Origin of the sequence: Geothrix sp. 21YS21S-4 (genome assembly GCF_030845995.1) — a bacterium.
Classification (GTDB): domain Bacteria; phylum Acidobacteriota; class Holophagae; order Holophagales; family Holophagaceae; genus Geothrix.
The window spans coordinates 753,618-773,350 of sequence record NZ_CP132719.1 but is presented as its reverse complement, the minus strand read 5'-3'; the positions used below and the strand labels follow the sequence as shown (position 1 = coordinate 773,350).

The 19,733-nt window shown below is 68.0% G+C and carries 15 protein-coding genes; 12 read left to right on the top strand and 3 right to left on the bottom strand.

All coding sequences use genetic code 11. The features are described 5' to 3' along the window. The first annotated feature begins 60 nt into the window (after positions 1–60). Together RAH39_RS03530 and RAH39_RS03525 are read left to right on the top strand one after the other, a co-directional pair. On the top strand, positions 61–390 hold the full coding sequence (locus tag RAH39_RS03530; protein ID WP_306591423.1) for a nuclear transport factor 2 family protein: 330 nt from the start codon (positions 61–63) through the stop codon (positions 388–390). Beyond that, positions 387–1,190: an SDR family oxidoreductase gene (locus tag RAH39_RS03525; protein WP_306591422.1), complete on the top strand. Its 804-nt coding sequence runs from the start codon at positions 387–389 to the stop codon at positions 1,188–1,190. The genes RAH39_RS03530 and RAH39_RS03525 overlap by 4 nt, the downstream gene beginning before the upstream one ends. Here the strand turns inward: RAH39_RS03525 and RAH39_RS03520 are convergent. Beyond that, positions 1,159–1,980 carry an N-acetylmuramoyl-L-alanine amidase family protein gene (locus RAH39_RS03520; RefSeq protein ID WP_306591421.1) on the bottom strand — a complete coding sequence of 274 codons (822 nt, stop codon included), beginning with the start codon at positions 1,978–1,980 and terminating at the stop codon, positions 1,159–1,161. The genes RAH39_RS03525 and RAH39_RS03520 overlap by 32 nt on opposite strands. On the opposite strand from RAH39_RS03520, the gene hisS reads away from it, so the two are divergent. The 9 genes from hisS to RAH39_RS03475 all read left to right on the top strand — a co-directional run bounded on the left by hisS (position 1,979) and on the right by RAH39_RS03475 (position 17,248). After that, positions 1,979–3,226, top strand: coding sequence for a histidine--tRNA ligase (gene hisS, locus RAH39_RS03515; protein WP_306591420.1), 1,248 nt, complete (start codon positions 1,979–1,981; stop codon positions 3,224–3,226). The two genes, RAH39_RS03520 and hisS, sit on opposite strands and share 2 nt — an antisense overlap. Positions 3,227–3,363: 137 nt before the next feature. Beyond that, a complete protein-coding gene (locus RAH39_RS03510) occupies positions 3,364–4,647 on the top strand; it encodes a DEAD/DEAH box helicase (protein WP_306591419.1) in 1,284 nt (427 codons plus the stop codon). A 135-nt stretch (positions 4,648–4,782) separates the two neighbouring features. After that, positions 4,783–5,214, top strand: a complete 432-nt coding sequence (locus tag RAH39_RS03505) for a MarR family winged helix-turn-helix transcriptional regulator (RefSeq protein WP_306591418.1) — start codon at positions 4,783–4,785, stop codon at positions 5,212–5,214. A 55-nt stretch (positions 5,215–5,269) separates the two neighbouring features. Further along, positions 5,270–6,196 carry an MBL fold metallo-hydrolase gene (locus RAH39_RS03500; protein WP_306591417.1) on the top strand — a complete coding sequence of 309 codons (927 nt, stop codon included), beginning with the start codon at positions 5,270–5,272 and terminating at the stop codon, positions 6,194–6,196. A 46-nt stretch (positions 6,197–6,242) separates the two neighbouring features. Further along, complete coding sequence (locus RAH39_RS03495) at positions 6,243–7,424, top strand: MdtA/MuxA family multidrug efflux RND transporter periplasmic adaptor subunit (protein ID WP_306591416.1); 1,182 nt, start codon at positions 6,243–6,245, stop codon at positions 7,422–7,424. Positions 7,425–7,428: 4 nt separating this feature from the next. Continuing rightward, positions 7,429–10,518, top strand: coding sequence for an MdtB/MuxB family multidrug efflux RND transporter permease subunit (locus RAH39_RS03490; protein ID WP_306591415.1), 3,090 nt, complete (start codon positions 7,429–7,431; stop codon positions 10,516–10,518). Then, entirely contained in the window at positions 10,515–13,604 is a 3,090-nt protein-coding gene (locus RAH39_RS03485) for a multidrug efflux RND transporter permease subunit (protein WP_306591414.1), read from the top strand. The genes RAH39_RS03490 and RAH39_RS03485 overlap by 4 nt, the downstream gene beginning before the upstream one ends. A gap of 192 nt (positions 13,605–13,796) precedes the next feature. Beyond that, positions 13,797–15,767 (top strand): aspartate--tRNA ligase, encoded by a 1,971-nt coding sequence (gene aspS, locus RAH39_RS03480; RefSeq protein ID WP_306591413.1) that lies wholly within the window; start codon positions 13,797–13,799, stop codon positions 15,765–15,767. Between the two features lie 116 nt (positions 15,768–15,883). Continuing rightward, complete coding sequence (locus tag RAH39_RS03475; protein WP_306591412.1) at positions 15,884–17,248, top strand: SMP-30/gluconolactonase/LRE family protein; 1,365 nt, start codon at positions 15,884–15,886, stop codon at positions 17,246–17,248. A gap of 198 nt (positions 17,249–17,446) precedes the next feature. Here the strand turns inward: RAH39_RS03475 and RAH39_RS03470 are convergent, their stop codons facing one another. Then, positions 17,447–17,854 carry a hypothetical protein gene (locus RAH39_RS03470; RefSeq protein WP_306591411.1) on the bottom strand — a complete coding sequence of 136 codons (408 nt, stop codon included), beginning with the start codon at positions 17,852–17,854 and terminating at the stop codon, positions 17,447–17,449. Positions 17,855–17,937: 83 nt separating this feature from the next. Continuing rightward, positions 17,938–18,780 carry an RMD1 family protein gene (locus tag RAH39_RS03465; protein WP_306591410.1) on the bottom strand — a complete coding sequence of 281 codons (843 nt, stop codon included), beginning with the start codon at positions 18,778–18,780 and terminating at the stop codon, positions 17,938–17,940. 180 nt (positions 18,781–18,960) lie between these two features. Between RAH39_RS03465 and RAH39_RS03460 the strand changes: the two genes are divergently transcribed. Beyond that, positions 18,961–19,575, top strand: coding sequence for a PAQR family membrane homeostasis protein TrhA (locus RAH39_RS03460; RefSeq protein ID WP_306591409.1), 615 nt, complete (start codon positions 18,961–18,963; stop codon positions 19,573–19,575). Positions 19,576–19,733 lie beyond the last annotated feature (158 nt).

Here is a 19,733-nt window from a genome sequence, read left to right as displayed (position 1 = left end):
GTCCACCTTGAGGGCGGGACAAGCGCGCACGCCGAAGCGTCTCTCCCAAAGGAGAAGGCCATGACCGAAAAACTGCCGCCATCCATCGAGCGCTATTTCTCCGGAAAGAACACCGGGGACTTTGCCGCCGCCGCGTCGGCCTTTTCTGAATCGGCATCCGTGAAGGATGAAGGCCAGAGCCATGAAGGACGGGCCGCCATCCGCGCCTGGATGGAAGAGACGAGCCGGAAGTACAGGGATACGGCGGAGATCCAGGACGTCGCCATGGATGGTGCCGCCGTGCAGGTCACGGCGCTCGTCTCGGGCACGTTTCCCGGCAGCCCGGTCCCGCTTCGCTTCAAGTTCACGCTCGACGGATCTCGCATCGGCCGCCTGGAGATCGCGTCATGACGATGGCCCCCCACTTCAAGAGCGATCCAACCGAATTTTCCGGGAAGCGGGTCCTGGTGACGGGCGGCACGAAGGGCGCGGGTGAAGCCATCGTCCGGCGCTTCGCGTCGGGCGGCGCGCGGACCGCGACCAGCGCCCGGTCCGAGCCGCCCTCCGGTGGCGCCAGCGACCTCTTCGTCCAGGCGGACCTCACGACGCCGGAAGGCGCGGAAAGGGTCGCATCAATGGTGACGGAGACGTTCGGAGGTGTGGACATCCTGATCCATTGCCTCGGCGGGTCCAGCACGCCCGGCGGAGGCTTCGCGGCGGCGACGGAAGCGTTCTGGGAGAAAGAGCTGAACCTGAATCTGCTGGCCGCCGTGCGCCTCGACCGCCTGCTGGTGCCCGGCATGATCCAACGGGGCTCCGGCGGGGTGATCCACATCTCCTCGATCCAGCGCCGGCTGCCGCTCCACGAATCCACCATTCCCTATGCGGCGGCGAAAGCCGCCCTCGTCAATTACAGCAAGGCGCTGTCGAAGGAACTGGGCCCCAAGGGCGTCCGCGTGAATACGGTCTCGCCCGGCTGGATCATGACCACGGCGGCCGACCGGATGGTCCAGCGCCTCGCGGAAAGCGGCGGAACCAGCCAAGATGCGGCTCGCCAGGGCATCATGGACGCGCTCGGCGGCATCCCGATCGGAAGACCGGCCTGGCCCGAAGAGATCGCCGAACTCGTGGCCTTCCTGGCCTCGGATCGCGCCGCGTCGATCCACGGCGCGGAGTACGTCATCGACGGCGGGACGGTTCCGACGGTGTGACCGGCGCCGCGAGCGCTCCCTGAGGTCCGCCTACGGTCCGCCTCGCCGTGCCGTTGACCTGCCCGAAGTAGGCACGGACGCCGCGGGTGACGGCGTCGGCGACTTTGGCGCGGAAGGCGGGGTCCTTCAGCTTCGCTTCTTCGCGGGGGTTGGAGATGAAGGCGACTTCCACCAGGACGGCGGGCATGGCGGCGCCGCGCAGGACGATGAAGGGGGCCTGCTTCACGCCGCGCTCCTTGATGCCCGCGAGGCGGTTGAGCTCGCCCTGGACCGCCACGGCCAGGCGCTCGGAATCCTGGAGAAACGCCTTCTGAGCGAGGTCCTCCAGGATGCTGGCGACCACGCTGTCGGGGCCCGGCTCGGGACCGGCACCGGCGTTCTCCGCGGCGGCCAGGCCGTCATCGTCGCCCTTGCCCAGGCTCAGGAAGTAGACCTCGGAGCCCCGGGCGGAGCGGGCGCGGGCGGCGTTCAGGTGGAGGCTGATGAACAGGTCCGCGCCGCGCACGTTGGCCACGCGGGCGCGCTCCCACAGGGGAATGAAGGTGTCGTCGTCGCGGGTGAGGAGCGCCTCGAAACCGGCGGCCTCCAGCCGGGCGGCCACGGCCTTCCCGATGTCCAGGGCCGCGGCCTTCTCCTTCAGTCCCTTCGGTCCCCGCGCGCCTCCGTCGTCGCCCCCGTGGCCCGGATCCACCATCACCTTCAGCCGCGCGGGAACCGCGGCGGATTTGGGGCTGGGGCCGCCAGACAGTAGGCTGAAGGTGGCGAGCAGAAGGCTCGGGAGTCGGATCATGGCCCAATCGGTAAAAGGCATGCGGGATCTGTTCGGAGCGGAGCTGCGCTGGTTCCAGCATATCGAAGATACCGCCCGCCGCGTGTTCGCCCGCCACGGCTACGGCGAGATCCGCACGCCGATCCTCGAAGAGCTGGAGGTCTTCAAGCGCAGCGTCGGCGAAAGCTCCGACATCGTGAACAAGGAGATGTACGAGTTCACGGACAAGGGCGGCCGGCAGGTGGTGATGCGCCCGGAGAACACCGCGGGCGTGGTCCGCGCGGCCATCCAGCACAAGCTCCTGGCCTCCAGCGATCCGGTCCTGTTCTATTACATCGGCCAGCAGTTCCGCTACGAGCGCATGCAGACGGGCCGCTACCGCCAGTTCTGGCAGATCGGGGCCGAGAGCTTCGGCGTCGCCACGCCCGAGAGCGAAGCGGAGAGCCTGCTGCTGCTCCACAGCTTCCTGAAGGAACTGGGCCTCAAGCGGATGGTCTTCTCCATCAACAGCGTGGGCACGCCGGAGTCGCGGCCCGCCTTCCACGCGGCGTTCCGCGCCTTCTTCGCCGAGCGGGCGGACCGCTTCTGCGCCGATTGCCACCGGCGCATCGAGACCAATCCGCTGCGCGTCCTGGATTGCAAGAACGAGGCGTGCCAGGCGGCGCTGGAAGGCCACCCCGTCATCACGGACCACTTGGACGAGGCCTCCGCGAAGCACCACGTGCGCCTCAAGGCTTTGCTGACAGAGCTGGAGATTCCCTTCGAGGAGAACCCGCGCCTGGTGCGCGGACTGGACTACTACACCCGGACGGCCTTCGAGCTGCTCAGCTCCGACCTCGGCGCCCAGAGCGCCCTGCTGGGCGGCGGGCGCTACGACGGGCTGGTGAAGCAGCTGGGCGGCCCCGAGGTTCCCGCCTTCGGCTGGGCCATCGGCCTGGACCGGCTGGCGATGGTCCTCCAGCAGGTGCGCGGCGAGGCGCCCCACGCCGTTCCCGCCCTGCTGATCCCCCTGGGGGAACGCGCGGCGACCGAGGCCCTGAAACTGGCGCGCCGGCTGTGGGACGCGGGTGCGGCGGTGCAGTTGGAGACCCGCGGCGGGGCGCTGAAGAAGGCGATGGCCACTGCCAACCGCACCGGCGTCCAGACGGTGCTCATCCTGGGCGACGGCGAGCTGGAGGCCGGAACGGTCACCGTGAAGCACATGGCCACGGGCGAGCAGGAGAGCTGGCCGGCGGATGAAGTGGCGGCGCGACTGGCCAAATCCTGACCATTCCGATAAACTAATGGCTTCGTGATCGCAGGCGACCCCCGGTCTCCGCCTCTTTTCAGTCCGAATAACCTTCTTTCGTCGCCCTGACCGGGCCCCCGGAAAGCTCCGTGGGCGGGCCTTTTCAGGAGCACATGATGTCCTTCGATTCCCTCGGGCTGATGCCCGAGCTTCTGCGCGCCGTGCGCGAACAGGGCTACGAAGCCCCCACCCCCATCCAGGCCCAGGCGATTCCCCTGGTGCTGGAAGGCCGCGACCTGCTGGCGCGGGCCCAAACGGGCACCGGCAAGACGGCGGGCTTCACCCTGCCGCTGCTCCAGCGGCTGGCCCCCCAGGCCAGCACTTCCGCCTCGCCCGCGCGCCATCCCATCCGCGCCCTGGTCCTGACGCCCACCCGCGAGCTGGCCCTCCAGGTGGAGGAGAGCGTCCGCACCTACGGCCGCTACCTGCCGCTGCGTTCCGCGGTGATCTTCGGCGGCGTGAACATCAACCCCCAGGTCAAGGCCCTCCGGGCGGGCGTGGAGATCCTCGTCGCCACCCCCGGCCGGCTGCTGGACCACCACCAGCAGGGGAACCTCGACTTCCGCCATCTGGAGGTGCTCGTCCTGGACGAGGCTGACCGGATGCTGGACATGGGCTTCATCCGGGACATCCGGAAGATCCTCGCCCTGCTTCCCGCCCAGCGCCAGAGCCTCCTGTTCTCGGCCACCTTCACGGACGAGATCAAGCAGCTGGCTTCCACCTTCCTGAAGACGCCCGCCTCCGTGGAGATCACCGCGCGCAACACCGCCGCGGAGCTGGTGCGGCAAGTGGTCCATCCCGTGGACCGGGAGCGCAAGCGGGCCCTGCTGGCCCACTTGGTCCAGACCCGCGGACTGGAGCAGGTCCTCGTCTTCACCCGCACCAAGCACGGCGCCAACCGGCTGTCGGAGCAGCTCGACAAGGACGGCATCAGCTCCATGGCCATCCACGGGAACAAGAGCCAGCCCCAGCGGATCAAGGCCCTGGAATCCTTCAAGAAGGGCGAAGTGCGGGTCCTGGTGGCCACGGACATCGCCGCTCGGGGCCTGGACATCGACCAGCTGCCCCACGTCGTGAACTACGAACTGCCCCAGGTGCCCGAGGACTACATCCACCGGATCGGCCGCACGGGCCGGGCCGGGTCCGAAGGCGAGGCCCTGTCCCTGGTCTGCGTGGACGAACACAAGCTCCTCAAGGACATCGAGAAGCTCCTCCGCAAGGAGCTGCCGAAGAGCGTCGTCCCCGGCTACGCCCCCGATCCCACCATTCCCGCCGAGCCCATCCAGACCGGCCGCCGGGACAGCGGACGGCGGCCCGGACGCCCCTCGGGCGCCGGCGGCCAGGCCCCCCGGGGCGAACGCGGACGGCACCCCTCCCGGCCCGGCGCCCGCGGGAAATAAGGCCGCCGCGGGCGGACGCGATATACCCCTTGACACGAGGGTGAGGCGGTTTCAACCTTCTTGCTTATGCAAGAACACCCGGAACAGCCTTCTGACCTCCTTTCCGGCGCCGGCCTGGGAACGCTCGCCGCGGCCGTGCGCCGCCGCCTCAAGCAGGTGGTGTGGGCGCGGCTGACGCCCTACGGCCTCAGCCCCCAGCAGTTCTGGGTCCTCCTCGTGCTTCTGCGGGGCGGACCCAGTTCCCTTCATCCCCTGGCCCAGCACGTGTGGATGGACGATCCCACGGCCAGCCGGGTGGTGAAGGCGATGGTGGCCCGCGGCTGGCTCACCACGCGGCCGGATCCGCACCACGGGCGGCGCATCCTGATCGAAGTGGCGCCGGAGACCCTTCCCCGCGCCCGCGAGCTCGAAGCCCTCGCCCTGGAGCTGAAGACCGGCCTCGCCGCCGGGATGGACTCGGCCGAGCAGGCGGCCATGAGCCGCGGACTGCACGCCATGATCCGCAACCTGGACGGCATGCTCGGCGCGGACGCGGCCGAGGAGCCCAGCGAGACCGAGGCCCCGTGACGCGCCAGCCCTTCCTCGGAGTACCATCAGCAGCCGACCCCGGAGGAGCCTCCGCATGCGCGCTCTGATCGCCCTCGCCCTCGTCGCCTCCGCGGCCCTGCCCCTGGCTGCCCACGCCGCGCATCACGCGGCGCAGGCGGAAGCGCCGAAGATCCACAAGGTGGAGAAGGTCGCGGACAGCATCTACTGCATCTTCGGCCAGGGCGGGAACATCGGCCTCGTCGTCACCGCGCGCCATGCCGTCCTCATCGACGACCAGTTCGAGCGGCTCGTGCCCGGCCTAGTGGAGGCGGTCCGCTCCGTCACCGACAAGCCCATCAAGTACCTGATCAACACCCACGCCCACGGCGATCACGTGGGCGGCAACGTGGCCCTGGAGAAGCAGGTCAGCGCCATCATCGCCCACGCCAACGTCCGCAAGCGGATGGAGACGGAACAGGCGAAGCTGGAGCCCGCCAAGCGCGGCGGCCTGCCGGAACTGGCCCTCGGCTCCGAGGATCCCAAGGAGCGGGCCCGGCTGAACATCCACCTGGACGGCACCGAGATCCACCTGCTGCACCTGGGCCCCGGCCACACGGACGGCGACGTGATCGTGGGAGTTCCCGCCGCCCTGGTCATGCACATGGGCGACCTGTTCTTCCTCGGCATCCTGCCCTACGTGGATCTGGAAGGCGGGGGCGGCAGCTTCGACGGGCTGGTCGCCCAGATCGCCTCCGTGGCCTCGTGGATTCCCGATGGCGCCCGGATCATTCCCGGCCACGGCCCCGTCTGCGGAAAGAAAGAATTGCTCCGCTACCGCGACTTCCTCCAGGCCGTCCAGGCCCACGCCAAGGCGAACCCCGGAAAGGACGCGGCGGCCCTGGCCGCCTCCTTCGATACCGCCGCCTGGCCGGAGTGGAAGCCCCGACCCGACTTCGTCACCTGGGAAACCCTCTTCTCCGCCGCCCTGGGCCGAGGTCCGGCGCGCGTCCCCCGTTCCTGATCCCCTGACCTTCGACCTCCACCGCCCCCCTGCCCCGGACCTGTTCATGGACGCTCCCGACATCCCTTCTTCCACCCCCGCCGCCGGCCGCCCCGCGCTCCTCCGTGGATGGCGCCCCTGGGCGATCGGCGGCGTCCTGATCCTCGGCATCGTCCTCTACGCCCGCAGCGGGAAGAAGGATGCGGCCGCGAATCCGGCGGGGCATCCCGTCCCCGTCGCCGTGGCCCAGGCCCGGAAGGGGGACATGGCGGTCCGCCTCACGGGGCTCGGCACCGTCACCGCCCTGAACAATGTCACCGTCCGGAGCCGCGTGGACGGCCAGCTGGTGCGCGTCGCCTTCACCGAAGGCCAGATGGTGAAGGCGGGCGACCTCCTCGCCGAGATCGATCCCCGCCCCTTCCAGGTCCAGCTCATGCAGGCCGAGGGCCAGCTCGCCAAGGACCGCGCGGCCTACGACAACGCCGCGACGGACCTCAAGCGCCTGGACGGCCTGGTGCAGGGCGGGATCATCTCCCGCCAGCAGCTCGACACGCAGGTCTCCTCCGTCGCCCAGTACGCCGCCGCCCTCAAATCGGACGAGGGCGCGGTGGAGAGCGCCAAGCTGAACCTCGTCTACAGCCGCATCACCGCGCCCATCAGCGGGCGCGTCGGCCTGCGCCTGGTGGACGTGGGCAACATGGTGCGCGCCACGGATACCAACGGCCTCGCCACCGTCGCCCCCCTCCAGCCCATCAACGTCGTATTCGCCGTACCCGCCGACAACATCCAGAAGGTGCTGGGCCAGACCGCCAAGGAGGGCAAACTGCCCGTGGAAGCCTGGGACCGCGACCTGCGCACCCGCCTCGCCTCCGGCGCTTTGGCCGCCATCGACAACCAGGTGGATCCCGCCACCGGCACCGTCCGGTTGAAGGCCCTGTTCGCCAACGACGACCGGTCGCTCTTCCCCAACCAGTTCGTCAACGCGCAACTTCTGGTGGACACCCTGCGCGGCGTGGTGATCATCCCCACCGCCGCCATCCAGCGCGGGCCCCAGGGCGTCTTCGTCTACGTGGTGAAGGCCGACGGCACCGCGGAACTGCGCACCGTCGAGGTCCAGGGCACGGACGGGGACGAGACCGCCATCGGCAAGGGCCTGACCGGCGGCGAAACCGTGGTCACGGACGGACTGGAGAAGCTCCGCCCCGGCAGCAAGGTCGCCCTCCCCAAGCCCGCCGGCGCCAAGGGCTGAGCGGATGAATCCCTCCCGGCCGTTCATCCTCCGGCCCATCGCCACCTCGCTGCTGATGGCCGGACTCCTCCTGGTGGGGCTGCTCGCGTTCCGCCAGCTGCCCGTCTCCGCCCTTCCCCAGGTGGACTACCCCACCATCCAGGTGGTCACCTTCTATCCGGGCGCCAGCCCGGACGTGATGGCCTCCGCCATCACCGCGCCCCTGGAGCGCCAGTTCGGCCAGCTGCCGGGCCTCAACCGGATGTCCTCCACCAGTTCGGGCGGCAGTTCGGTCATCACCCTCCAGTTCGTGCTGGATCTGAACATCGACGTGGCGGAACAGCAGGTCCAGGCGGCGGTGAACGCCGCGGGGACCTACCTCCCCGCGAACCTCCCCAATCCGCCGATCTACAGCAAGATCAACCCCGCCGACTCCCCCATCCTCACCCTGGCGCTCACCTCGAAGACCCTGCCCCTGTCGAAGGTGGAGGACTTCGCGGACACGCGGCTGGCGCAGAAGATCTCCCAGCTTCCGGGCGTGGGCCTCGTCAGCATCAGCGGCGGCCAGAAGCCCGCCGTGCGGATCCAGGCCAATCCCGTGGCCCTGGCCGCCAAGGGCCTCGCCCTGAGCGACGTGCGGACCGCCGTGGCCCAGAGCAACGTGAACCAGGCCAAGGGCAGCTTCGACGGCCTCCGCCAGGCCTACGCCATCGGCGCCAACGACCAGATCCTGTCCAGCGAGGACTACCGCCCGCTCATCGTCGCCTACAAGAACGGCGCGCCCGTGGTCCTGTCCGACGTGGCCACCGTCACCGACGACGTGGAGAACGCCCGCCTCGCCGCCTGGAAGAACACCACCCCCGCGGTGATCCTCAACATCCAGCGGCAGCCCGGCGCCAACATCATCGCCGTGGTGGACCGGGTGAAGGACCTGCTGCCCCAGCTGCGGGGCTCGCTCCCCGCGTCGGTGGACCTGTCCATCCTGACGGACCGCACCATCACCATCCGCGCGTCGGTGGAGGACGTGGAATTCGAGCTGATGCTCACCATCGCCCTGGTGGTGATGGTGATCTTCCTGTTCCTCCGAACCCTCGCCGCCACCGTGATCCCCAGCGTGGCGGTGCCGCTCTCCCTGGTGGGCACCTTCGGGGTGATGTACCTCCTGGGCTACAGCCTGAACAACCTCACCTTGATGGCGCTCACCATCTCCACGGGCTTCGTGGTGGACGACGCCATCGTGATGATCGAGAACATCATGCGCTACATCGAGGAGGGCGAATCGCCCCTCGAAGCGGCGCTGAAGGGCTCGGGGCAGATCGGATTCACCATCCTGTCGCTGACGGTCTCGCTGATCGCGGTGCTGATCCCGCTGCTGTTCATGGGCGACATCGTGGGCCGCCTGTTCCGCGAGTTCGCCGTCACTTTGAGCGTCACCATCCTGGTCTCCGCGGTGGTCTCGCTGACGCTGACGCCGATGATGTGCGCCAAGCTGCTGAAGCACACGCCGCCCGAGCAGCAGGGCCGCTTCTACCAGTCGTCGGAGCGCGTGTTCCAGCGGGTGATCGACTTCTACGGCCGGACCCTGGCGTGGGTACTGAAGCACCAGACGGGCACGCTCCTGGTGGCCGCCGCCACCCTGGCGTCCACGGTGCTGCTCTACCTCGCCGTCCCCAAGGGCTTCTTCCCCGTGCAGGACACCGGCGTGATCCTCGGCATCTCCGAGGCGCCGCAGACCGTATCCTTCCCCGCCATGGCCGAGCGGCAGCAGGCGCTGTCCGCGGAGATCCTGAAGGATCCGGCGGTGGAGAGCCTGTCCTCCTTCATCGGGATCGACGGCACCAACACCACCCTCAACAGCGGGCGCATCCAGATCAACCTCAAGCCCCTCGATGCGCGGGGGATGAGCGCTACGGAAGTCATCCGGCGGCTCCAGCCCAAGCTGGCGGCCATCGAGGGCATCCGCCTCTACCTCCAGCCGGTGCAGGACCTGACGGTGGAGGACCGCGTCAGCCGCACGCAATACCAGTACACCCTGGAGGACGCGGACGCGAAGGAGCTGAACGAATGGGTGCCCCGCTTCGTGGACCGCCTGTCGGCGCTTCCGGAGCTGCGGGACGTGGCCAGCGACCAGCAGAACGCCGGACTCCAGATCCGGATCACCCTGGACCGCACCACCGCATCCCGGCTGGGGATCACGCCCCAGGTGCTGGACGACGCCCTCTACGACGCGTTCGGCCAGCGGCAGATCTCCACCATGTTCACCCAGCTGAATCAGTACCGCGTGGTGCTGGAGGCCAACCCCAAGCAGTACCAGCGGCCCCAGGACCTCCAGGACATCTACGTCAAGTCGGGCTCCGGCGGCTCCGTTCCGCTGAGCGCCTTCACCCGGATCGAGACCATCACCGCGCCCCTGGCCGTGAACCACCAGGGCCAGTTCCCCACCGCCACGCTGTCGTTCAATCTGGCGCCGGGGGCATCCCTGGGTGACGCCGTGAAGGCGATCCAGGGCGCCCGCCGGGAGATGGACCTGCCGCCCAGCATCAAAGCCGGGTTCCAGGGCACCGCCCAGGCTTTCGGCGCGTCCCTCACCAACACGCCGCTGCTCATCCTGGCGGCGGTGCTGACGGTCTACATCCTCCTCGGCGTGCTCTACGAGAGCTACATCCACCCCATCACGATCCTGTCCACCCTGCCCTCCGCGGGCGTGGGCGCGCTGCTCTCCCTGATGCTCTGCCGCACGGACTTCAGCGTGATCGCGCTCATCGGGATCATCCTGCTGATCGGAATCGTGGAGAAGAACGCGATCATGATGATCGACTTCGCGCTGGAGGCCGAGCGCAAGGACGGGCTCCCGCCGGAGGAGGCCATCTACCAGGCGTCGCTGCTGCGCTTCCGGCCGATCATCATGACCACCATGGCGGCCCTCCTCGGCGGCGTGCCCCTGGCGCTGGGTTCCGGCGTGGGCGCTGAGCTGCGCCGGCCGCTGGGCATCGTGATCGTGGGCGGGCTGATCTTCAGCCAGGTGCTGACGCTCTACACCACCCCCGTCATCTACCTGGCGTTCGACCGCCTCGCCCGCCGCCTCCGGGGCCTCCGCGGCGCGCCCGCCAAATGAGCATCTCCACGCCGTTCATCCGCCGTCCGGTGGCCACCACCCTGCTGACGGTGGCCCTGGCGCTGCTGGGGGCCATCGCCTACCAGTTCCTGCCGGTCTCGCCCCTGCCCCAGGTGGAGTTCCCCACCATCCAGATCTCCGCAGGCCTCCCCGGGGCCAGCCCCGAAACCATGGCCTCCTCCGTGGCCACGCCCCTGGAGCGCCAGTTCGGGCGCATCGCGGGCATCACGGAGATGACCTCCGCCAGTTCCCTCGGCTCCACCAACATCACCCTCCAGTTCGACCTGAACCGCAACATCGACGCCGCCGCCCGCGACGTCCAGGCCGCCATCAACGCCGCCCGGGGCGACCTCCCGACGAACCTGCCCAACAACCCGTCCTACCGCAAGGTGAACCCGGCGGACTCGCCGATCATGATGCTGGCGCTGACCTCCCGCCTGATTCCGCGGGAGCGGATGTACGACATCGCCTCGTCGGTGCTCCAGCAGAAGCTGTCCCAGATCCAGGGCGTGGGCCAGGTCTTCGTGTGGGGCGGCGCCCTGCCCGCGGTGCGGGTGGACGTGAACCCCGCGCTGCTCAACGCCCAGGGCCTCGCCCTGGAGGACGTCCGCGTGGCCATCGCTGCGGCCAACCTCAACCGGCCGAAGGGCGACCTCACCAGCGGGAACACCACCTGGTCCATCACCACCACGGACCAGCTGATGGCCGCCGCCGACTACCAGCCGCTCATCCTGCGCTACCGGAACGGGAACGCCGTCCGCCTGTCGGACGTGGCCCAGGTGACGGATTCCGTGGAGAACGTCCGCAACAGCGGCCTCTCCAACGGCGTCCCGGCCATCATCGTGCCCATCTTCCGCCAGCCGGACGCCAACATCATCGAAACGGTGGATCGCGTGCGGGCCGTGCTCCCCCAGCTCCAAGGGTCGCTTCCCCCAGCCATGGAGTTGAAGGTCCTGATCGACGCCACCCGCACCATCCGGGCCTCGGTGAAGGATGTGCAGCTGGCGCTGGCGATCTCCATCGCCCTGGTGATCCTCGTCGTCTTCGTGTTTCTGCGGAGCGTGCGCTCCACCCTCATCCCCACCGTCGCGGTGCCCATCTCCCTCATCGGGACCTTCGGCGCCATGTATGTCCTGGGCTACACCATCGACAACCTGTCGCTGATGGCCCTGACGGTGGCCACGGGCTTCGTGGTGGACGACGCCATCGTGGTGGTGGAGAACATCACGCGCCACCTGGAAAACGGGATGGAGCCCATGGAGGCCGCGCTCCACGGCGCCAAGGAGATCGGCTTCACGGTCATCTCCATCAGCATCTCGCTGATCGCGGTGTTCATCCCGATCCTGATGATGGGCGGGATCGTGGGGCGGCTCTTCCGGGAGTTCGCCGTCACCCTCTCGATCTCGATCCTGATCTCCATGCTGGTGTCGCTCACCACGACGCCGATGATGTGCTCCCGCATCCTCAAGCCCCACGCGGGCGAATCCCACGGCCGCGTCTTCCAGGCCAGCGAGCGCGTCTTCGAGTGGATCATGCGCCACTATGAGACCTCCCTCGCGTGGGTGCTGCGGCACCAGCGGTTCACGCTGGGCGTGGCCCTCGCGACCATGCTCGCCACGGTGGGCCTCTACGTGATCATCCCCAAGGGCTTCTTCCCCCAGCAGGACACGGGGCGCGTCATGGGCGCCATCCAGGCGGCGCAGGACATCTCCTTCGTCGGGATGGAGAAGCTGATGACCGAGTACGTGGCCATCGTCCAGGCCGATCCGGGCATCGAGAACGTCACCGCCTTCGTGGGCGGGGGCAACACCGGGCGGCTGTTCGCGTCCCTCAAGCCCAACGACGAGCGGAAGGACACCGCCGACCAGATCATCGCCCGGCTCCGGGGCAAGACCGCCCACCTCCCGGGCGGCACCCTGTTCATGCAGCCCGTGCAGGACCTCCGCCTGGGCGGACGCTCTTCCAGTTCGCAGTACCAGTACACCCTTCAGGGGGACGACGCCCGGGAGCTGTTCGACTGGGCGCCCAAGGTGCTCCAGAAGCTGCGCACCGTGCCCCAGCTGGCGGACGTGAACTCGGATCTCCAGAACAAGGGACTGGAGGCCTCCCTCGTCATCGACCGGGCCACCGCGTCGCGCCTGGGCATCACGCCCCAGGCCATCGACAGCACGCTGTACGACGCCTTCGGCCAGCGGTTCGTGTCCACCATCTACACCTCGCTGAACCAGTACCACGTGGTGATGGAAGTGGACTCCCCCTTCATGGAGACGCCGGACGGACTGCGCCACACCTACGTCCGCTCCACCACCGGCGACATGGTGCCCCTCAGTGCCTTCACCACCCTGGAGCGCCGCAACACCCCGCTGTCCGTCAACCACCAGGGCCAGCTGCCCTCGGTGACGCTCTCATTCAACCTGCCCGTGGGCGTGGCCCTGGGCGACGCCGTGGCCGCCATCGACAAGGCCGAGCAGGAGATCCGCCTTCCCGGCACCCTGCGGGGCAGCTACATGGGGACCGCCCAGGCCTTCAAGGCGTCGCTGTCGAACCAGCCCCTGCTGGTGGCCGCCGCCCTCCTGGCGGTCTACATCGTCCTGGGGATGCTGTACGAGAACCTGATCCACCCCCTCACGATCCTGTCCACCCTGCCCTCGGCGGGCGTGGGCGCCCTCCTGGCCCTTCTGGCCTGCCGGACGGAGCTGAGCGTCATCGCCTTCATCGGGATCATCCTGCTCATCGGGATCGTGAAGAAGAACGCCATCCTGATGATCGACTTCGCCATCGACGTGGAGCGGCGCGAGGGCGTCACGCCGGAACGGGCCATCTTCCAGGCCTGCCTCCTCCGGTTCCGGCCCATCACCATGACCACCATGGCGGCCCTCCTGGGCGGCCTGCCCCTGGCCATCGGAATGGGCACCGGCGCCGAGCTGCGGCGGCCCCTGGGCATCGCCATCGTGGGCGGCCTGCTGTTCAGCCAGCTCCTCACCCTCTACACCACCCCCGTCATCTACCTCTACATGGACCGCGCCCGCCTGCGCTGGGAGCGGTGGCGGGCCGCCTCCCGCTCCCGAAGCGCCGAGGCGCACTGACCCCACGTTCGGAAGATCTCCAGGAAAAATATTTAGAAAGCAGAGGGATACGGAAAAGCTGAGGAAAGCGGAAACAGATTTATCTCCGCTCTCCTCGGTATTTCCGCTTTTCTCCGCTTTTTTCATTCCCTTCCGGCCGGACCCTTCTCCTCGCCTTGAGCCACCTCAGGGAGAATGCGATCCTGGAGGGCTATGAGACTCGACCAGCTCGGCGACTTCCAACGCACCCACCGCAACGGCGACCTGCGCCTCGACCACGCGGGCCAGACCGTGCGCCTGTTCGGGTGGTGCCGCCGGGTGCGCAACCTGGGCTCGCTGGTGTTCCTGGACCTGCGCGACCGCTGGGGCCTGGTGCAGCTGGTGGCCAACGAGGAGACCGCCGATCCGGAACTCCTGGCCAAGCTCAAGGCCGTGCGCAGCGAATTCGTGCTGGCCGCCGAGGGCGTGGTGGCCGAGCGGGAGAGCAAGAATCCCAACCTGCCCACGGGCGACGTCGAAGTCCGCCTGACGGGCCTGCGGATCCTCAACACCGCCGCGCCCCTGCCCTTCCCCCTGGAGGACGAGGGCGTGGGCGAGGACCTGCGCCTCACCTACCGCTTCCTGGACCTGCGCCGGGAGAAGCTCCAGCGCAACATGCTGCTCCGCAGCGAGACCGCCAACATCATCCGCAACCATTTCCGCGAGCACGATTTCATCGAGCTCGAGACGCCCATCCTCACCAAGTCCACGCCGGAAGGCGCCCGCGACTACCTGGTGCCCAGCCGCGTCCACCCCGGGGAGTTCTTCGCCCTGCCCCAGAGCCCCCAGCTCTTCAAGCAGCTGCTCCAGGTCAGCGGCTTCGAGCGCTACGTCCAGATCTGCCGCTGCTTCCGGGACGAGGACCTGCGCGCCGACCGCCAGCCCGAGTTCACCCAGGTGGACGTGGAGATGAGCTTCGTCCGCCAGGAGGACATCCAGGGCGTCCTGGAACCCCTGATGATCAAGCTGGCCAAGATCGTGGGCCAGGACGTGACGGCGCCCTTCCCCCGCCTGCCCTACGCGGACGCCATGGAGTGGTACGGCTCCGACAAGCCCGACCTCCGCTGCTCCCTGAAGATCCAGGACGCCACGGCCGTCTTCGCCGACACGGGCTTCAACCTGTTCCGCGCCGCCGCCGAGAGCCAGGGCCAGCGCCGGGTCAGGGCCCTGTTCTTCCCCGGCGAGGCCGCAGGTTCCCTGAGCCGCAAGCAGCTGGACGAGCTGCAGGAAGTGGCCAAGCAGCTGGGCGCCGGCGGCCTGCCCTACGCCAAGTGGGGCAAGGAGGGCCTCGCCAGCAGCTTCAAGAAGTTCCTGGAGCCCGCGGACGAAGCCCGGCTCAAGACCCATCTCGCCATCGAGGGCGAGGGCCTGGCCATCTTCGCGGTGGGGCCCGACGCCCAGACCAGCCGCGTCCTGGGCGAGTTGCGCCTGCGCCTGGGCCGGCAGTTCGGCCTGCTGGACGAATCCCGCTTCGAGCTGCTGTGGGTGGTGGACTTCCCCCTCCTGGAGTGGAGCGAGGAGGGGCAGCGCTTCGTCGCCTGCCATCATCCCTTCACCAGCCCCCATCCCGACGACCTCGACCTCCTGGAGACGGACCCCGGCAAGTGCCGCGCCGTGGCCTACGACCTGGTGTTCAACGGGTTCGAGGTGGGCGGGGGCAGCATCCGCATCCACGACGCGGAAGTCCAGAGCCGGATGTTCCGGATCATCGGGATCGGCGAGGCCGAAGCCCGCGCCAAGTTCGGATTCCTGCTGGACGCCCTCAGCTACGGCGCCCCGCCCCACGGCGGCCTGGCGCTGGGCCTGGATCGCCTGGTCATGATCCTGGCGGGCGTGGACAACATCCGCGAGGTCATCGCCTTCCCCAAGACCGCCCAGGCCCGCTGCCTGATGACCGACGCCCCCAGCCCCGTGGACGAGCGCCAGTTGCGGGAACTGCACCTGCTGCACGACACCCAGCAGACCTATCGGGTGGGCGCCGTGTTCTTCGAGAGCGCCGAAAACGGCAATCCCGAACTCCGCGGCCAGGCTCTCCAGCAGCTCACCCAGTTGACCCCCCGCCAGGCCCAGGGCCTCGTCACCCTCGACGCCCAGGGACAGATCCTGGACGCGCGGACCCTCAGCGGTCCCACCTTCGAGTTCTAGGTTCAGGCCCGCGGATGACGTGGAACTTTCCCCCCATCCGCTCCATCCTTTTCTGAGGCTCGACCCCCGCCCGAAGCGGGTCTGCCTTCTCTCCGCGCCCTTTCCCGTGAGGTTCCATGTCCCTTGAATCCGTCGGTCCCCAGGGAATCTCAGGCCGGTGGCGGTTCGCGGTCCGCTCCGGCGCCCTCGTCTCGGGCCTCTTCCTGTCCGCGGCCTTCGTCGCGCTGGGAACCGGCTGCTCCAAAGGCAAGTCCTCGCCCTACGAAAGCTCGGCGCCGGTGATCAAGACCCAGCCCGTCGATACCTCGGTCATCTCCGGGCGGTCGGTCAGCCTCTCCGTGGTGGCGGACGGCGCGGTGACGCTGTCCTACCAGTGGACCAAGGGCGGGCAGAATATCGTGGGCGGCCGCAGCGCGACGCTCACCCTCTCCAGCCCCACCGCCCAGGATTCGGGCTCGTACGCGGTGACGGTGACGAACTCGCTGGGCTCCATCACCAGCACGCCGGTCGCCCTGACGGTGGTCGCGGCCGTGGACCTCACCGCGCCGATGGGCGTCGTGGCGGACGCCTCCGGCAACATCTTCGTCTCCGACAGCGAGGACCACGTCATCTGGAAGGTGGACGCCACCAACCGCAAGACCCTCCTGGCCGGAAACAAAGGGGTCGCCGGCAGCGCCGATGGCGTGGGCGCCGCGGCCCTGTTCCGCAATCCGGCGGGCCTGGCTCTCGATTCCGCGGGCAACGTGGTGGTGGCCGACGCCGGCAACCACACCATCCGGCGCATCGCCCCCAACGGCACCGTCACCACGCTGGCGGGCACCGCCGGCGCGGCGGGCACGGCGGACGGCATCGGCAGCCTCGCCCGGTTCAACACGCCCAGCGGCGTGGCCGTGGACAGCACCGGCCTGATCTACGTGGCGGATACCCAGAACCACACCCTCCGCAAGCTGGCCGCCAACGGCACCGTGACCACCTTCGCGGGCACCGCCGGAACGCCCGGCCTCCTGGACGCCACGGGCGCCGCCGCGCGCCTCAACCAGCCCAGCGGCCTCGCCCTCAAGGCCGATGGCACCCTGGTCGTCGCCGACTACGGGAATTCCTGCATTCGCACCGTGGCCTCGGGCGCCCAGGTGACGACCCTGGCGGGCCAGACCACCCACGGCTTCAGCGATGCCCGGGGCACCTCCGCCCAGTTCTACTGGCCGGTGGCCGTCGCCGTGGACGGCGCCGGCGCCGTGTGGGTGGCGGACACCCACAACCACGCCATCCGCCGCGTCCTGGCCGACGGGAGCCTCAGCACCCCCGCCGGCTCCGGGGGCAACTCCGGGAACGCCGACGGCTCCGGCACCGCCGCCCTGTTCAACCTGCCCTGCGGGATCGCCGTGACGCCCGCCGGCAACCTCGTCGTGGCCGACACCTACAACCACTACCTCCGCGGCGTCACCCCCGCGGGCGTGGTGACGACGTACACCGCGCCCTGAACTGATGCGCCGATAAGACCGAGAAGGGTCGCGGGAAGCCTGCTCCGCGTTCACGTCACGATTTCAGACTTCCCCCGCGCGATCCCGGTCCTGGGTGGCTGAAGCCTGGGCCTTGATCCTGGCGTGCACCAAAATCAAGGACGTTCCGACCGGAAAGATCGCGGCCGCACCATCCTGGAAAGGATGAAGGGAAACGGATCAAACGTACCGGTCGGAGGACGCCGGGGCCACACAGTGTTCCCAGTGGGATTGGGCCTGAGCCGGAAGAATGGAGCGCGCCCAAAAGCGTCCTTCCGCCCGCTTGAGTAGCCATCCGACCACGTCGTAGGAACCATCCAATTCCTGGGACAAGAGCACATGAACGGGTTCTTGCCCGGAGGCGAACCGGAGCAGCGTGGCCTTGACCGCCCAGTCCTGGTGGGGCTTCAGCCCCCAGTACACCCTCGGATTCTTCTCGTGGCGCAGCAACATGACATCCAGCCGCAGACGGCCGTCGAGAAGAACCAGTAGGTAGCCCGAATTCCGTACCTGCCCTTCGAGGGTCTTAAGGAAGCCCTCAAAAGAATCATGGGTCAGCGACTCGGGCGGAGGGAGGGTCTGCAGCAAAGACGTGCTCCACAGGTTCAAACATCGAGACGTGCGACGAAGGTCTGTTGATCATCCGGTTTGAATCGAGGAGCCCATCCTGCTCACTTGGCTCCCAGGTTAAACAGGTCCTTGCCTACGGCGAGAAGAATTTCGACAAGAATCAGCAAGATGATCACCCATTCCAGGCGATGGTTCTTGCGGGTGTCCAGAAGCCCCAAAAAGGTGGCGCCTGTGTCCTGAAGATAGGCGAGTTTCTCCCGGATGGCCCCGAGCCGTTCCTCAAGGTCGAACTGGTCGAAGAGCGCGCCATCAAGGTGGGCCAGGGATTCGCTCTCCCAGGTCTCGGGAGGGTCATCGAACAAGGTCAGATTCTCCAGCACCACCGCCCGGACCTCCATGGCGAAGCCCGCAATGCGCAGTAATTCCCGGTGGGGGACCGCCAGCTTTCCATCCCGGCTCAGGGCGTGGACGACCGGCTGGAACCTTGCCATGGCTTGACTGACAGCCGCCTCGAAGTGATCGAGGGCCACGCTCTGGGCGAGCGCGAGGCTGACGATGCTCAGCTTCTCCAAGGTGAGGCCCCGAAGGTTCACCTCGCTGAATCCCACGGAATCCTCCGTGGAACCCACGCGCACCAGAAGGGTGTCCCGCGCCTGCTCTTCCATCCGGCTGAGGCCGGGAAGGCGCTTCAGTTCATCATGAACCTGCTGGATCAGGTCCCCCGCGCAATTCCAGAATACGACCCCTCCGAATCGAGAGAGGTATACGTAATTCCCCTGCCGGGGCTCCAAGATCAGGGGATTGGAATTCAGAATGGCGTGATGAGGATGGGCTGCGGAAAAGGCCTTCAGGTCAATCTGACCGTCGAAGTAGTCCGCCTGGAGGCTGAACTCGCGCGCGTCCCCTTCGGGAAGCAGCGGTCGGATGCGAGAAAGCAAGGGCATCGCGCCTCACCGTTAGAAGGTATTCGGCTCCAAGTTCCAAGTGTAATGACCCGCGGAAGCGATCAATCCGGAATCCCTGTTTCTTCGCCGTGAAGATCCACGTGCAACCCCTCATCGGATGTTCCATTGAATTCACTGCGGGCCCCACCGTGGCGCGTTACCCCTTAGCCAGGGGGGCCCATGTATCACGGCGAGCGATTGAACAGCCTGACCCATCTGCTGGGGTTGGCCTTGGCCATCGCGGGAGCAGCCGTTCTGATTGCTCAATCACTCCAGGACGGTGATCTCCTGAAGACAGTCAGCTTCAGTGTCTTCGGCCTGTCCATGGTTCTTCTCTACGCCGCATCCACGCTGCTTCACAGCCTTCGAGGGCCGATCAAGGAACATCTGGCCAAGGCCGATCACGTTGCCATCTACATCCTGATCGCCGGAACCTATACGCCCTTCTGCATGGTGTCCCTCCGGGGTCCTCTGGGCTGGGGCCTGCTGGGGGTGGTGTGGTCCCTGGCCGTTCTCGGCATCCTCAAGGAGTTGTGGCGAGCCCGCGAATCCCCGCCACAGGTGTTGATGTACGTGCTGATGGGCTGGTGCGGCGTGGCCGTATGCGTACCCCTCAGCCGGGGACTGCATGGGCAAGGATGGGCTTGGCTGCTGAGCGGCTGCCTCTTCTACACGATTGGGGTGGTTTTCTACATCCTGGACAAGCGCGTGCCCCACGGCCATGGCATCTGGCATCTGTTCGTCCTCGGCGGGACGACCAGCCACTATGTCACCGTGCTGAAATTCGTTTCGTGAACAGGCGGGAAATGGATTCGATTCATGCCGGCATCGAAAGCGTACCTTCGCGCGATGTTTCTCCTGGGAGCCCGCTGGGGGTCGCCGCGACTGGCCGTGGGCGCAGAAGGGGTGCGGGATCAACTGCCGCGATCTGGAGCAAATCCAGCGGCAAATCC